General features: G+C 70.9%; 11 protein-coding genes and 1 pseudogene. 7 read left to right on the top strand and 5 right to left on the bottom strand.

The annotated features are described in order from the left end of the window. The first annotated feature begins 19 nt into the window (after positions 1 to 19). Genes NQ160_RS03315 through mnhG form a run of 6 tightly spaced genes read left to right on the top strand, consistent with a single transcriptional unit; the run spans position 20 to position 6,236 of the window. Positions 20 to 2,965 carry a Na+/H+ antiporter subunit A gene (locus NQ160_RS03315; RefSeq protein WP_257513821.1) on the top strand — a complete coding sequence of 982 codons (2,946 nt, stop codon included), beginning with the start codon at positions 20 to 22 and terminating at the stop codon, positions 2,963 to 2,965. After that, the gene (locus tag NQ160_RS03310; protein ID WP_257513820.1) at positions 2,950 to 3,474 is read left to right on the top strand and encodes a Na(+)/H(+) antiporter subunit C; all 525 of its coding nucleotides are present in this window, start codon (positions 2,950 to 2,952) and stop codon (positions 3,472 to 3,474) included. Before NQ160_RS03315 ends, NQ160_RS03310 begins: the two co-directional genes overlap by 16 nt. Further along, positions 3,471 to 5,036 carry a Na+/H+ antiporter subunit D gene (locus NQ160_RS03305; protein ID WP_257513819.1) on the top strand — a complete coding sequence of 522 codons (1,566 nt, stop codon included), beginning with the start codon at positions 3,471 to 3,473 and terminating at the stop codon, positions 5,034 to 5,036. Before NQ160_RS03310 ends, NQ160_RS03305 begins: the two co-directional genes overlap by 4 nt. After that, positions 5,033 to 5,617, top strand: a complete 585-nt coding sequence (locus NQ160_RS03300; protein WP_257513818.1) for a Na+/H+ antiporter subunit E — start codon at positions 5,033 to 5,035, stop codon at positions 5,615 to 5,617. The genes NQ160_RS03305 and NQ160_RS03300 overlap by 4 nt, the downstream gene beginning before the upstream one ends. Before the next feature lie 2 nt (positions 5,618 to 5,619). After that, complete coding sequence (locus NQ160_RS03295) at positions 5,620 to 5,883, top strand: monovalent cation/H+ antiporter complex subunit F (protein WP_306813652.1); 264 nt, start codon at positions 5,620 to 5,622, stop codon at positions 5,881 to 5,883. Then, on the top strand, positions 5,880 to 6,236 hold the full coding sequence (mnhG, locus tag NQ160_RS03290; protein ID WP_257513816.1) for a monovalent cation/H(+) antiporter subunit G: 357 nt from the start codon (positions 5,880 to 5,882) through the stop codon (positions 6,234 to 6,236). Before NQ160_RS03295 ends, mnhG begins: the two co-directional genes overlap by 4 nt. 45 nt (positions 6,237 to 6,281) lie before the next feature. Here the strand turns inward: mnhG and NQ160_RS03285 are convergent, their stop codons facing one another. After that, positions 6,282 to 7,511, bottom strand: coding sequence for an alpha/beta hydrolase (locus tag NQ160_RS03285; RefSeq protein WP_257513815.1), 1,230 nt, complete (start codon positions 7,509 to 7,511; stop codon positions 6,282 to 6,284). A 251-nt stretch (positions 7,512 to 7,762) separates the two neighbouring features. Here NQ160_RS03285 and NQ160_RS03280 point away from each other — a divergent pair, with 251 nt between their 5' ends. Then, positions 7,763 to 9,481, top strand: a complete 1,719-nt coding sequence (locus tag NQ160_RS03280) for a glycosyltransferase family 2 protein (RefSeq protein WP_257513814.1) — start codon at positions 7,763 to 7,765, stop codon at positions 9,479 to 9,481. Between the two features lie 57 nt (positions 9,482 to 9,538). Here NQ160_RS03280 and NQ160_RS03275 read toward each other — a convergent pair whose 3' ends face one another. The 4 genes and pseudogenes from NQ160_RS03275 to NQ160_RS03260 all read right to left on the bottom strand — a co-directional run. Next, a complete protein-coding gene (locus NQ160_RS03275; protein ID WP_257513813.1) occupies positions 9,539 to 10,987 on the bottom strand; it encodes a phytoene desaturase family protein in 1,449 nt (482 codons plus the stop codon). Beyond that, positions 10,984 to 11,670, bottom strand: a complete 687-nt coding sequence (locus NQ160_RS03270) for an SRPBCC family protein (RefSeq protein ID WP_257513812.1) — start codon at positions 11,668 to 11,670, stop codon at positions 10,984 to 10,986. The genes NQ160_RS03275 and NQ160_RS03270 overlap by 4 nt, the downstream gene beginning before the upstream one ends. Before the next feature lie 99 nt (positions 11,671 to 11,769). Continuing rightward, a complete protein-coding gene (locus NQ160_RS03265; RefSeq protein WP_257513811.1) occupies positions 11,770 to 14,412 on the bottom strand; it encodes a penicillin acylase family protein in 2,643 nt (880 codons plus the stop codon). A gap of 113 nt (positions 14,413 to 14,525) precedes the next feature. Continuing rightward, a pseudogene (locus NQ160_RS03260) lies at positions 14,526 to 14,909 on the bottom strand (argininosuccinate synthase); the annotation flags it as partial.

The following is a 14,909-nucleotide window of genomic DNA, read 5'->3' as shown; positions in this document are numbered from 1 at the left end:
ACCCCCGAGGAGGCCGCGCATGCTGATGATCCTCGGCGCGTTCGCGATCCTTCCGCTCACGCTGCCGTGGCTGGTCAGCCGCATCGGTGCCCGCGCCTTCTACGTCGCCGCCGCGCTACCGGTGATCGCGTTCGTCCACACGCTGACGCTGACGCCCGCCGTGCTGTCGGGCGAGGACCCGTTCGAGACGTTCTCGTGGATCCCGGCCCTCGACATCGCCATCTCGATGCGCATGGACACGCTCGGCTGGGTCATGGCGCTGATCGTCACGGGCGTCGGCGCCCTCGTGATGGCCTACTGCCGCTGGTACTTCGACGGCAAGCGCGACGGCGTGGGCCAGTTCTGCGCCGTGCTGCTGGCCTTCGCCGGCGCCATGTACGGCCTGGTCCTCACCGACGACATCGTCCTGCTCGTCATGCTCTGGGAAGTCACGAGCGTGCTGTCGTACCTGCTCATCGGGTTCTACCACCGCCGCGGGGCGAGCCGCCGCGCCGCCATGCAGGCGCTGCTGGTGACCACTCTCGGCGGTCTCGTGATGCTGATCGGCGTGGTGCTGCTCGTGGTGCACACCGGCACGACGAGCCTCTCCGGCATTTTGGAGCTCGCTCCCACCGGCCCCGTGGTCGATGCCGCGCTGGTGCTCATCCTCGTCGGGGCGCTGAGCAAGTCGGCCATCTTCCCCTTCCACTTCTGGCTTCCCGGCGCCATGGCGGCGCCCACGCCGGTGAGCGCCTACCTGCACGCCGCGGCCATGGTCAAGGCCGGCATCTACCTCATCGCCCGCCTGGCGCCGGTGTTCGCGCTGGAGGCGCCGTGGCGGCCCATCGTCGTAGGGCTGGGTGTTCTCACCATGCTCATCGGCGGGCTGCAGGCGCTGCGGGAATCGGACCTCAAGCGCGTCCTCGCCTTCGGCACGGTGAGCCAGCTCGGCATGCTCACCGCGGTGCTGGGGTACGGCACGCGCGACGCCGCGCTGGCGGGCCTGGCGTTGCTGATCAGCCACGCCCTGTTCAAGTCATCGCTCTTCCTCGTCGTGGGTGTCATCGACCGCCAGCTCTCCACGCGAGACATCTCCGAGCTGTCGGGGGTCGGACGCCAGGCCCCCACCCTCGCGGTGTTCACGATCATCGCGGTGGCCTCGATGGTCGGTGTCATCCCCACCATCGGGTTCGTGGCCAAGGAGGCGGCCCTCACGGCGTTCCTGAACGAAGGAGCCGACGGACAGCTCTGGGCGGTGGTCGGTCTCGTCGGCCTCGTGCTCGGCTCCGTGCTCACAGCGGCATATGGCATCCGCTTCATCTGGGGTGCGTTCTGGACGAAGAAGGATGCAGCCGGGCTACCCATGCCGCGAACGGAATGGCCCGATCCGCCCATCGGGTTCCTGGGCGCGCCTGTGGTGCTCGCAGGTCTCACGCTGGTGGCCGGCTTCGCGGCCCCGTTGGTCGACGGTGTGGTGTCGACGTACGCCGACACCGCGCCGGTGGCGAGCCCTGGCGTCGCGGCCCCGGATCACGTCTACCATCTCGCGCTCTGGCACGGGTTCGAGCCCGCCCTGTGGCTCTCGCTTGGCTCGATCGCGGTGGGAGCGGCCCTCTTCTGGCTGGTCAAGCGGGTGGGCGCTCCGCGCCGGCTGCTGCCGTTCACCGCCGCCGGGGTCTACAACCTGGTGCTGCGCGGCATCGCGCGACTGGCCGTCATCACCGTGTCGATCACCCAGCGGGGGTCGCTGCCCCTGTACGTCGGCACGATCTTCGTCGTCTTCGTCGCCGCGGAGGGCACAGCGCTGCTGGCCTCGCCCGAGTGGACGGCGAACCTCGACGCTTGGCAGTCGCCGGCACAGCTGATCGTCGCCCCGATCATGATCATCGCCGGGATCGTCGCGGTCCGCGCCCGCAAGCGCTACACCGGCGTGGTGCTCGTGTCGGTGACAGGGCTCGGCATGGTCGTGCTCTTCGCCACGAGCGGCGCCCCCGACCTCGCTCTGACGCAGGTGCTCGTCGAGACGGTCACGCTCGTCACCTTCGCCCTGGTGCTGCGCCGCATCCCGGCGCGCCTGGGTGAGCACAACGCGTCCGTGCTGCCGGTGGCCCGCGCGGTGCTCGCCGTCGCGGTCGGCCTCACGATGGCGATGGTCGCCGTCGTCGCGACCGGCGCCCGTATCCACGAGCCGGTGTCGACGGCGTTCCCCGAGCTGGCGTACGAGCTGGGCCACGGCAAGAACGTGGTGAACGTGGCGCTGGTGGACCTGCGCGGCTGGGACACGATGGGGGAGCTGTCGGTGCTGATCCTCGCCGCCACCGGAGTGGCATCCCTCGTCTTCGTCACCCATCGCGCCGACACGCTCTCCCGCGCTGTCTCGCCGCTGCCGAACCTCTCGACCCGCACGCGCCGTCCGCTCGTCGACACCGACGAGGGCCCGCGCCCCCAGACGGCCGACAACCGCGGCGCCCCCCGCACCTGGCTGGTCGGCGGTCAGCGGGTCAGGCCCGAGAACCGCTCGATCATGCTCGAGGTGATCGTGCGCATCCTGTTCCACACGATCATGCTCGTGTCGATCTACCTGCTCTTCGCCGGCCACAACCTTCCCGGCGGCGGCTTCGCCGGCGGCCTCGTCGCCGGCATGGGCCTCGTCATGCGCTACGTCGCAGGCGGGCGCTACGAGCTCGGCGCCGCCGCCCCCACCGACGCCGGGCGACTGCTGGGCGTGGGGATGGCGCTCGCCGTCGGTACGGCCGTCGTGCCGCTGCTGTTCGGCGAGGCGCCGCTGACGAGCACGTTCTGGGAAGCGAATCTGCCCGTGATCGGACACGTCGAGTTCGTCACCTCGACGATCTTCGACGTCGGCGTGTACCTCGTGGTGATCGGGCTCGTCCTCGACGTGCTGCGCAGCCTCGGGGCCGAGGTCGACCGACAGACGCAGGAACTGCGCGACAAGGGGGTGACCGCTTCGTGGATGTCTCACTGACCCTGATCGTCATCATGGCGGTGCTCTTCGCCGCCGGCGTCTACGCGATGCTCGAGCGCAGCCTCACCCGCGTGCTCATCGGCTTCCTGCTGCTCGGGAACGCCGCGAACCTGTTCCTGCTGATCGTCATGGGACAGCCCGCGGCGGCTCCTTTCTTCGGCGCGGCGGATCCCGACCAGATGAGCGACCCGCTGCCGCAGGCACTCACGCTCACGGCGATCGTCATCACGTTCGCGGTGTCGGCGTTCCTGCTCGCCCTCATCTACCGGTCGTGGCAGCTCGGTCAGGCCGACACCGTCGAGGACGACGCCGAAGACGTCGCCGTGCGCGAGCGCAGCGCCGTCGACGAGGACTCGATGGACGACGAGGTCAGCGACCTCGACGACGACGCGACGACGGACTTCGTCGGCGTCCAGACCGCACCTATCACGGTGCTGCACGCGAAGGACGTCCCCGGCTTGCGCGACGACGCCCCCACCGACCGCCCGCACCGCGGAGACGACCGATGAGCGCGCTGGTTCCCCTCCTCGTCACCCTGCCGCTGCTGGGCGCTGCCGTCGCACTGATCGCCGGTCGGCACCGCCGCACGCAGGTCGTCGTCTCAGTGCTGACGCTGAGCCTGGTGTGCATCATCGCCGCTGTCCTGCTGGTCACCGTGGACGCCTCGGACCTGCCGATCGCCGTCTCGGTGGGCGGGTGGCCGATCCCGTTCGGCATCGTGCTGTACGTCGACCGGCTCGCCGCGCTTCTGGTCATGGTCTCGAGCATCGTGCTGCTGGCGGTGCTGCTGTTCTCGGTCGGGCAGGGAGCGGCCGACGGCGACGATGACACGCCGGTGTCGATCTTCCACCCCTCGTACCTGATTCTCGCCGCCGGCATCTTCAACGCCTTCATCGCCGGTGACCTGTTCAACCTCTACGTGGGCTTCGAGATCCTGCTGGTCGCCTCGTACGTGCTGATCACCCTCGGCGGCACGGAGTCGCGCATCCGCACCGGCGTGGTCTACATCGTCGTGTCTTTGGTCTCCTCGATCCTCTTCCTCTCGGCGATCGCGGCGATCTACGGGGCCCTCGGCACCGTCAACATGGCACAGCTGTCGCAGCGGATGGGGGAGCTCCCGCAAGAGACGCAGCTGGTGCTGCACGTCATGCTGCTGGTCGCCTTCAGCATCAAAGCCGCCGTCTTCCCGCTGTCGTTCTGGCTGCCCGACTCGTATCCGACCGCCCCGGCGCCGGTCACCGCGGTGTTCGCGGGGCTGCTGACGAAGGTCGGCGTCTATGCGCTGATCCGCACCGAGACGCAGATCTTCCGCGAGAACGACGTCAATACGGTGCTGCTGATCGTGGCCCTGGCCACCATGGTCGTCGGTGTGCTCGGTGCCGTCGCCCAAGCCGAGCTCAAACGCATCCTGTCGTTCACGCTGGTGAGCCACATCGGCTACATGGTGTTCGGTCTGGCCATCGCCACCCCGGCGGCGATCGGCGCGACCGTGTACTACACGGTGCACCACATCGTCGTGCAGACGACGCTCTTCCTCGCCGTGGGTCTCGTCGAACGCCGGGCAGGCTCCACATCGATCCTCAAGGTGCGCGGGCTCATGCGTGCCGCTCCGCTGCTGGCGGTGCTGTACTTCATCCCGGCGATCAACCTCGGGGGCCTGCCGCCCTTCTCCGGGTTCATCGGCAAATTCGCGCTCTTCGACGCCGCGGCATCCGTGGGCACCCCCCTCATGATGGTCGTCATCGTCGGTGGCATCGTGACGAGCCTGCTGACCCTGTATGCCCTCGTCCGCGCGTGGAACCTGGCCTTCTGGCGCGAAGACGACGAGGAGCACGGCGAGTCTGAGAACGAAGCGCGCCTGGCGTATCTCGGATCCGCCCCCGCCGCTGCCGCTCAGACCAAGCGCCGGGTCATTCCGCGGATCATGACGGCGGCGACGACCGGGATGGTCGTGCTGACGATCGCGCTGTCCGTGTTCGCGGGACCGCTCTACGACGTGTGCGCGCGCATCGGCGCGTCGCTGATGGACCCGGTGACCCTGGTGCAGCTCGAAGAGGGGGCGCAGCCATGAGCCCCGACCGTCACTCCCCGCTCTCGCAGCTGTGGCGCCAGCTGCCGTTCTTCGTCTGGCTGATCGCGCTGTGGATGCTGCTGTGGGGCCAGTTCACCGTGCTCGCACTGGTCAGCGGCGTCGTGGTGGCGATCTTCGTCACCCGCGTGTTCCGGCTTCCCCCGGTGGAGCTCTCGGGCCGGATGAACCTCTGGTGGGGCCTCGTCTTCGTCGTCACGTTCTTCGGCGCGGTCGTCCGCGGTTCCCTGCTGGTGGCGTGGCAGGTGCTCAACCCCACGCGGTATCCGGGCACGGCCATCGTCGCCGTGCCGCTGCGCACCGACGACGACCTCATCATGACGCACGTGGGGGTCACCGCCTCGCTCATCCCCGGATCCCTCGTCGTCGAGGCTGATCGCGACCGGCGCATCCTCTACCTGCACGTCATCGGGGTCTCGACCGACGAGGATGTGCGCATGCAGCGGCGGGCGATCCAGGGCTGGGAGGCGCGGATCGTGCGCGCGGTGGGATCGCGGGCCCAGCTGGAGAAGATCCAGGCGGCGGGCGTGGAGACGCCACGTCAGGGGGGTGCACCGCTGTGAACATGCTGCTGATCGCCATCTACGTCATCTTCGCCGTGTCGGGCCTGCTGACGGTGTGGCGCATCATCAAGGGTCCGTCGATCCTCGACCGCGCCGTGGCATCCGACGTTCTTCTCACCCTCGTGATGTGCCTGCTCGGGGCGGACATGGCCATCAACCACCACACGCGCACGCTGCCGGTGCTGCTGATCATCGCCGCCGTCGGGGTGTTCGGCTCGATCTCGATCGCGCGCTTCGTCGCGAGAAGGGACACCGCCGAGCGATGAACGCCGTACTCGACATCCTCTCCCTCGTCCTCATCCTGCTGGGGGCGGTGCTGTGCCTCACGGCCGCGATCGGTCTGCTGCGCTTCCACGACGTGCCCAGCCGGCTGCACGCCGCGACCAAGCCGCAGGTGCTGGGGCTCATTCTCATCTGTCTTGCGGTGGCGCTGTCGGCACGGTCGTGGGCGGTGGTGGCGTTCCTCTTCGCGATCGTGATCGTGCAGCTGGCCACCGCGCCGCTGTCGGCGCACATGGTGGGCCGCGCCGCCTACCGCAACGGCACGATCGACGAGCGTTCCCTGTTCGTCGACGAGCTGGCCCAGTCCCGCGAGACCCCGCCCGCCGCCGGCGGCTGACGCTCGCGAGTGAGTATTCGCCTCGCCGAGTGAGTATTGGCGCTCTCAGGCGTCGTGCAGGCGAGACAGCACGCCGATGACCTGGCGGTGCCACTCCCGCGCCGCCGGCAGCGCCCCGGTGTAGATCGCCGCGTCGTGCGAGACACCCTGGTACCGCACCGCCGTCGCCGCGCCGCCGTCGGCGCGCAGCCGCGCCGCGTACTCGGCGCCGTCCCGTCGCAGCGGGTCGTACTCCGCGGTGAGGATCACAGCCTCCGGCAGACCCGCATGCGACGCCGCGCGCATCGGTGAAGCCAGTTCGCTGCGCCCGTCGGCCTTGCGCGGAAGGTACGTCCCGGCGATCGACCGGAGCTCCCGCATCGCGAGGAAGCTCGGGATGCCGAGCGCGCGCGTCGCCGCCAGGTCGATGTGCCCGCCGGTGAGATCGGTCACCGGTACTTCCAGCAGCTGCAGGCGGATCGGCAGGCCCGCCCGGTCGCGGTTCGCCAGGGTCAGCGCCGCCGCGATGCATCCCCCGGCCGACGTGCCGGCTACGCCGAGTCGCTCGCGGTCGACGCCCAGCGACGCGGCGTTATCGTGCAGCCACAGCAGCGCCGCGTACGCTTGCTCGACCTGCGTCGGGAAGCGGTGCTCGGGCGCGAGGGCGTAGTCCACCGCGACCATGACGACACCGGCCTCCGCCGCGCGGCGGCGGCACGCGGCATCCGTCGTCGGGTAGTCGATGCCGCCCTGGCGGAAGGCCCCGCCGAAGAACGTCAGCCATGCCGGCAGCGGGTCGGACCCCGCGGCATCCGGGTAGTACAGGCGCACCCGCACGGTGGGATGGCCGGCCACCGGCACCTGGTGGTCGACGATGCGCAGGTCGGGCCCGGCAGTGCCGACCGTCGCCAGTTCGGTGCGGTCCCACGCGACGGCGGCGCGCCGATGCTTCGCCCGTGCCCGGGCCCGTGCCCGGGCGCGGTCCTGCTGCGGGGTGCTGACGGGGCGTTCGGATGTCGCCGGCGCGGCGGCCCGACTCTCGCCGGTGCCGCCGCCGTCGTCGGTGTCGGCCGCCGGACTGGACGCGCCCACTGCGGCGCGCCCGCCGGACCTTCGCGCCGCACGCGCTGTGCCGGACCCTCGCACCATCGCGGTGCCGGTGGCCTCGGCCGCGCCCGCGCCGCCGAACACGCCCAGCCAGCCCGCGATCCGGACGCGGACCGCGTCGACGTTGCGCTGGATCAGGTACCGGCGGTGCACCCGAAGGCGCTCGGAGAAGAACGGGTCAAGGGGCATCGCGGTATCCTCCCGGGCGGAGTTCGATTCTAAGAGCCGGCAGCGCCCGCAGCGCCGCTGCGGCGCGCACCATGTCGTCGGCCCGAACGCAACCCCTTCAGCCGTCGCGCGCCGACCGTGTTGAGTGGAGGCATGAGAAGAGATCTCCTGTGCGCGGGTCACGCCCCCGCGCGGCACGCTGATTCCCTTCCCCCCGAGCAGGTCGTCCGGCCGGGCGGTTCGCCCGGGCTTGACGCGACGGATGCCGGGGCATGACGGCAGCGGCATCCACCGTGCCGGTGCGCGTGAGTGTGGTCGTCCCCGTCTTCACTCCGGGCGCCGGGTTCGATGAACTCATCGCGTCGCTGGACCGGCAGACGATGAGCGCGCGCCAGTTCGAGGTGCTGCTGTGCGACGACGGCTCGGGCGAGCCCACCGATGGTCGGCTGGCCGAGATCGCGCGCCGTCGGCCGAACGTGCGTGTGCTGACCCTGCCGCACAGCGGCTGGCCGGGCACGCCCCGCAACCAGGGCATCGATGCGGCCCGCGGCGAGTACGTGTTCTTCGTCGACCAGGACGACTGGCTCTTCGACGGTGCGCTCAAGGATCTCTGCGACTACGCCGATCGCCATGGCTCGGACGTCATCGTCGGCAAGGAGGTCGGCGTCGGCCGCCGCATTCCGGCCGGCATCTTCCGCCGCGACGTCCCGCACGCGCAGCTGGGTGTCGACCCGCTTCTGGAGATGCTGACCCCGCACAAGATGTTCCGCACGTCGTTCCTGCGGCGCAACGGCATCCGCTTTCCCGAGGGCCGGGTGCGGCTGGAGGACCACCTCTTCGTGATGCAGGCGTACTTCGCCGCCGACACGATCTCGATCCTCGCGAGCCGCCCGTGCTACGCGTGGGTCAAGCACCCCGGCAGCGCCAGCGCCGCGCGCATCGATCCGGACACCTACTTTCCGCACCTGGAACGGGTGGTGGACCTCGTCGATGAGCACACCGAGCCGGGGCCGCTGCGCGACACGCTGCTGCGCCACTGGTACCGGGGCAAGATCCTGGCGCGGCTCGAGGGAAAGCGGATGGTCCGCTACCCCGCGGAGTACCGCAAGCGCTTCCTCGACGTCGTGACTCCGATCGCGCAGCAGCGGTTCGGGCCGGGTGTGGCCGAAGGGCTCACGTTCCCGCTGCGGGTGCGATCGGCGCTGCTGCGCGCCGGGCGACGCGACGATCTCCTGCGGTTCGCCGAGTTCGAGGCGGGCATCGTGTGCCGCGCCGACGTGGCATCCGCCCGCTGGTCGCGCGGGGGACGGCTCGCGCTGACCGTGCGGGTGCGGTTCCTGCGGGACGGGCGGGAAGGGGCGGACGCCCTCGCATTCGAGCGGGTTCCGGCGGAGGGGGAGGCGGCGGCGGAGGATGCCGGTGCGGCCGTCGGTTCCGCTGCGGCCCCGGAGCCGGGCGCAGACGCTGCGGCGCCGCTCGCAAAGACCGTCACCCTCTGGAAGCCCCCGGAGGAGCTCGGCGCGGACTTCCTGTCGGCGCACGTTCGCGAGGCGACGCGCGATCTCCGCCTCGATCGCGTGGAGCTGACCCTGCTCGAGGGCCTTGATCGCACGGAGCGGCGGATCCCCGGGCGCGGTCGCCTCACGGGCGGTCGCGCGCGCGTGCAGCTCGACCCGCTGCGGGTGTTCGGCCGTGGCGATGCGTCGCTCGGAGGAACCCTCGTCGCTCGCGTTCGCCATGCCGGGTGGACGTTCGAGACGCCGTTGCGGGCCGAGCCGGCGGTGCTGGCCGAGGCGGAGCGATCGCCGCTTCTGGCGGGTCGGGTGTGCGGCATCCGCGCCGGTGAGGACGGTTCCGTGCAGCTGTACCGCAGCTGGCCGGGTGGGCGGCTGCGCGATCTGACCGCCCGGGCGGTGCGCCACATGCCGCTGGAGCGTGCGCGCGACCTCGCCGCGAAGGTGGTTCGACGAGCCCGTGCCGTCAGACGCTGATCCGGTGCGGTTGCAGCGACCTGAATGGCCTGAATACTCACTCGGCGTCGCGAATACTCACTCGCGAGCGAGGGAAGGGGGCGTGCGGATCCCGAAGGTCTCGCGCAGGGCGGACCGCGCGGCATACCACCCCGACAGACCGTGGACTCCCGGCCCAGGGGAGGTCGACGCCCCGCACAGGTACACGCCGGGGAGCGGCGTGCGCCACGGATCGGTCGAGAGCACCGGGCGGCGCACCAGCTGGCGCAGGGTCGCGGCCCCCGCGCTGATGTCGCCGTCGATGTAGTTCGGGTTCTCCTCGGGCAGCTGCGCCGCGGTGACGCTGCGGCTGTCGAGGATGAGGTCCCGGAAGCCGGGCGCGGCGCGTTCGATGGTCCGAACGATCGCCTCGCGCTGATCCACCGTCGAGCCGGCGGGCACGTGCGTGTAGGTCCAGAGCGTCTGCGCGTCGCCCGGTGCGCGCGTGTCGTCGAGCACCGACGGCTGCGACACCAGCACGTACGGCTCGGCGGCGTGCCGCCCGTGGGCGACCTCGTTCTCGGCCAGGGCGATGTCGCGTCGCGTGCCGCCCAGATGCACCGTCCCCGCCTGCGCCACGCGGGGATCGGCCCAGGGAACCGGACCCGACAGCGCGAAGTCGACCTTGGCGGCGGCATTGCCGTAGCGGAACGCGTGCAGCGCGCGTCGGTAGCGCGGCGGCAGGTCGTCACCGGCCCAGCGCAGCAGTGCACGCGGCGTGACGTCCATCACCGTCGCGCGGGCAGCCGGGAGCTCCCGCAGCGACGTCACCTCGTGGTCGGTGATCACTTCGCCGCCGTGGGCGACGATGTCGGCGATCATCGCGTCGACGATCGCCTGGCTGCCGCCACGGGGGATCGGCCAGCCGCCCGCATGCGCGTGGGCCTGCAGCGCCAAGCCCGCCCCCGCGCCCACGAGCGAGGGCTGGTGCACGATGGCGTGCGCCGACACCCCGGTGATCATCGCCGGCGCGGTCTCATCCGAGAATCGTGCGTTCCACAGCGGCGTCCCCTGCTCGGCGGTGCGCAGGGTGAAGAGGGCAGCCGTCAGTGGGTGCTTCGGGATGCCGACCAGGTTCGACCCCGTGAACTGCGCGATCTCGAGCGAGCGGGCCGCGAGCGGAGCGAACAGGCGCCGGTACGCCTGCCCGTCGCGGCCGAGTTCGGCGGCGGTCCGGTCGATGTCGCGGTAGGCGATCCCGGCGCGACCGGGCAGAGGGTGGGCGAACGACACCTGCGGCGTCAGCAGCTCGATGCGCCGGCTCAGCTCGAACGCGCGGAAGAACGGCGATGCCAGGGCGAGCGGGTGCACTGCGGAGCACCCGTCGTGGCGGAACCCCGGCAGGGTGAGCTCCTGGGTGCGCGCGCCGCCCCCCGCCTGCGATGCCCGCTCGTAGACGCGCACCGCCAGTCCCGCCCGAGCCAGCGTGACCGCCGCGGCCAGCCCGTTGGGGCCGGCGCCGACGATGATGGCGTCGAGCCCGCTCATCCGGCGCGATCCGCGCTCGTCTCGGTCGACGCGGCGGTCTGCGCGTCCGCCGCGTCGTCCGCGCGGTCATCGCCCGCGGCCGCGCCGGCCGCGTCTGCGTCCGGAACGTCCACCGTTGCGGGCTCGTGCGCACCCTTCTCGGCTTCGTCGGCCGCGGCGACGTCGGCGTGCGCCTCCTGCCCGGCGGGCGCGTCGGAGGCTTCCGGGGCGTCGGGGCGCAGCGTCTGTGCGCCCTCATCGCGCTCGCGCCGCCGCCCCTCCGCGAGGAAGGCCAGCCGGCGCAGCGTCTCGCGGTTGCGCAGTCGCATCATCGGCGCCCACAGGGCACGCGGCAGCGCCAGCGTCGGGCCCGCGACGGGCTCCTCGCCGATGCGCACGACGCACCCCTCATCGTGGGGGCGCACCTCGATCGCGACGACGGCGCGCCCGATGGGGCCGCCTTTCGCCCGCAGGCGCACGCGCTGCGGCGGCGACCAATCCACGACCTCGGTCTCGTCGTCGATCAGCACCGGCCACACCCCGAACGAATGGTGGATCTTCGAGCCCTGCCGGGGCCACTCGGAGGACACCGCCCGCATGCGCGCGGCTCCCACCACCCAGACCGGGTAGAGCCACCCGTCCGAGAGCGTCGCGAAGACGTCGTCGGGCGTGCAGCGCATCACGCGTGCGATTCCGGATGCCATGCGGGGCTCCCCCCATCGGTTCTGCCGTCGTCGGTGTCCCGATCGTAGGCGAGAGCACACGACGGATGCCGGGGGGTTGCGCCCGCCGCCCGCACCTGCTCAGCTCGCCGGGACGAGCACCAGCTCATGCGTCGCCGCGTCGCGCACCGCGTCATCGCTGAATCGCCACGGGGTCATCTGGGCCCGTTGCCACGTCTCGGTCTGGTCGGTGTAGTTCGGGTGGAAGGCGTGCCCGCTCGTGCCGGTGAGGTGGTTCCAGCGCGAGGCGTCAAGGTCCGAGAGGTCCACGACCATGCGCATCGACGGCACCGTCACGGTCTCGAAACTCCCGCTGCCGAGCACCCAGCCGCTGGCATCCACCACCGACGCTCCGCCGCCGACCGGATACGGGCCCCGGTTGAACAGCCACTCGATCGGTGCGATGCCCGAGGTCCCGAAGGTGTCGTTGGTCAACGTGAGCGCGTGCAGGTCGCCCCACTCCCACTGCGCGGGGTCATCGCCCTGCAGCTCCGACAGGCGTTCGGCGGCGTCCTGCGCGGTGCGCTCCAGCATGTCGCGCTGGCCATCGACGCCCAGGCCCGGATTGGTCCACCAGGGGTCGGACGGATCCTCCAGCAGTCGGTCCGCGACGAGGAACATCCGCGATTGGCTGCCCGCCGGCACCTCTGTGTCGCGTTCCTCGACGAAGATGTTCGCGACCAGTTCGTCCCAGAGCACGTTGGCGTATGCCGCGGCCGGGGAGTCGGCGGAGTTCTGCGTGTCCCAGTCCTGCAGCAGCGCCAGTGCGGCATCCGTCTTCTCGTCCCCGGTCTGCAGGTCGGCGTAGGCGGCGGCGAGGCGCTTGCCCATCCAGAACTGGGCGTCGGCCTGGATGTCACGCATGTCGTCGGCGGTCAGTGGACCGGCGGCGGCTTTCTGCTCGATGAGCTCGGTGATGCGTGCCGCTCGCCACCCGTAGTCCCAGTCCCCGGTGAGGAAGTAGGGGTACTCCTCGTCGACGACGGCGTTGTTGGCCGTGACGATGTATCCCTCGTCGGGGTTGTAGACCACGGGGAGCTCGTCGAACGGGATCATGCCCTGCCAGTCGTAGGCCGAGTCCCAGCCGGGCTGGGGGAGCGACCCGTCACCGTCACCGCGGATGGGCAGGCGCCCGGGCGTCTGGTACCCGATGTTGCCCTCCCGGTCGGCGTAGACCAGGTTCTGCGCGGGTACGTCGAACAGCGCCGCCGCCTGTCGGAACTCGGCGAAGTCGGTCGCACGGTCAAGGGCGAAGATGGATGCCGCGGTGGACCCCGGTTCCAGCGCCGTCCACCGCAGGCTGACCGCGTACTCGGCCTCTCCCGTCGGCTCGTCCGCCGTTCCGGTTTCGGTCACCGGATCGTCGGCGATCGCGGTGAAGTCCCCGGTCAGCCCCGAGACGATGGGCCCGTGGACGGTGGAGCGGATCTCGAGGGTCACGGGGTCGCCGCCGGCCACCTCGACGGTCTCGGTGCGCGTCTGAAGCGGCACCAGCGCGCCGTCCCGCCAGTACTGGTCGCCCTCCACCTTCTCGACGTACAAGTCGGTGACGTCGCTGGTGAGGTTGGTGAAGCCCCACGCGATGTCGCGGTTGTGCCCGATGATGACCCCGGGGACGCCCGAGAACCCGAATCCGGCGACATCGAAGGGACACGCCGCCGACACGTCGCGGCACCGCAGATGACTCTGGTGCCAGACGCTCGGAAGCGAGGCGCCCAGATGCGGGTCATTGGCCAGCAGTGGCATGCCCGATTCGGTCAGGTCGCCGGAGACCACCCACGAGTTCGAGCCGATGCCTTCTCCGGCGTCGCCGAGCAGCAGGGCCGCGGCCTCGATGACCCCGTCGACTTCGACCCAGTCGATCGACGCGTTCGCGGCATCCGCTTCGGCATCCGCCGGGGCCTCCGTGGGCGGTGCAAGGGGTGCGTCGGGTGTGATCGTCGGGACGATGACGGGGTTGCGCTCGTACGGGTACGCCGGGAACAGCGCCGCCACTTCGTCGGCGGGGTGATCGCGCGCCATGAGCGCGCGGTCGGTCTCGACCTCGATGTTGCTGCGCAGGTCCCACGCCATCGCCTTCAGCCATGCGATGGAGTCCACCGCCGTCCAGGCCTCGATGCGGTAGTCAGCGTTCTGCAGTCCCAGCACGGCGTACTCGAACGATGCCGCGGCGCCGTCGTGGTCGGCGAGGTAGGCGTTCACTCCGTCGGCGTAGGCCTCGTAGTAGTCGCGCGTCGTCTCGTCGAGGGCGGTCAGCTCCTGCTCGGCGATCTCGTGCCAGCCGAGGGTGCGCAGGAACAGGTCGGTCTGCAGCTGGCTCTCGCCGAACAGCTCCGACAGGCGCCCGGCGGTCAAGTGGCGGCGGAAGTCCATCTCCCAGAAGCGGTCCTGCGCGTGCACGTAGCCCTGTGCGAAGAAGAGGTCGCCCGGTGCGTCGGCGACGATGGTGGGGACTCCCAGCTCGTCGCGCAGCACCTGCACCTCACCGTCCAGGCCTGCGACGGCGACAGTGCCCTCCAGCTGCGGGAACGAGCGCTGAATCGTCCACACCACGGTGCCCGCGGCGATGAGGGCGACCACCACGATCGCGGCGACCACGCCGAACAGCCACATGCCGACGGTGCGGCCCACCGAGCGGTGTCGTCGCCCACCCGCAGCTTCGGCTTCGGCCGCGCGCAGGCCGTACGGATCGTCATCGGTCGTCGTGGCACCGCGAGTCGTCATCGAGCATCCCCCAGTCCTGCCGTGGATCCCCTTCGAACACGGCGCCTCAGCATGCTATCCCGACTCGGCGCGCGTCCTGCTCCACCGGTTGCGGCCGGGGGAGCAGGGGTCGCTCAGTCGGCGCCGAAGTCGAAGGATGCCGACTCCGACGCCTCGTCGACGGCCTCTGCCAGACCTTCCCGCTCGGCCGAGTAGCGGTCGGCGTGCTCGGTGATCTCGTCCGCACCACCGCGCTCGAGCTTTCCGACCAGTTCGCCGGTGGCGCCGCCGATGAGACCCATGCTGGCGTACTGCTCGAGACGCGAGCGCGAGTCGGCGATGTCGAGATTGCGCATCGTGAGCTGGCCGATGCGGTCGGTGGGGCCGAACGCGGCGTCGCCGACGCGCTCCATCGACAGTTTCTCGGGGTGGTAGGACATCGCCGAGCCTGTGGTGTCGAGCACGGTGTAGTCCTCGCCGCGGCGCAGGCGAAGGGTGACCGAGCCGCTGATGGCGGA

Source organism: Microbacterium sp. zg.Y909 (genome assembly GCF_024626565.1).
Note: the sequence above shows the minus strand (reverse complement) of the source record. Positions and strands in the feature narration are given on the sequence as shown.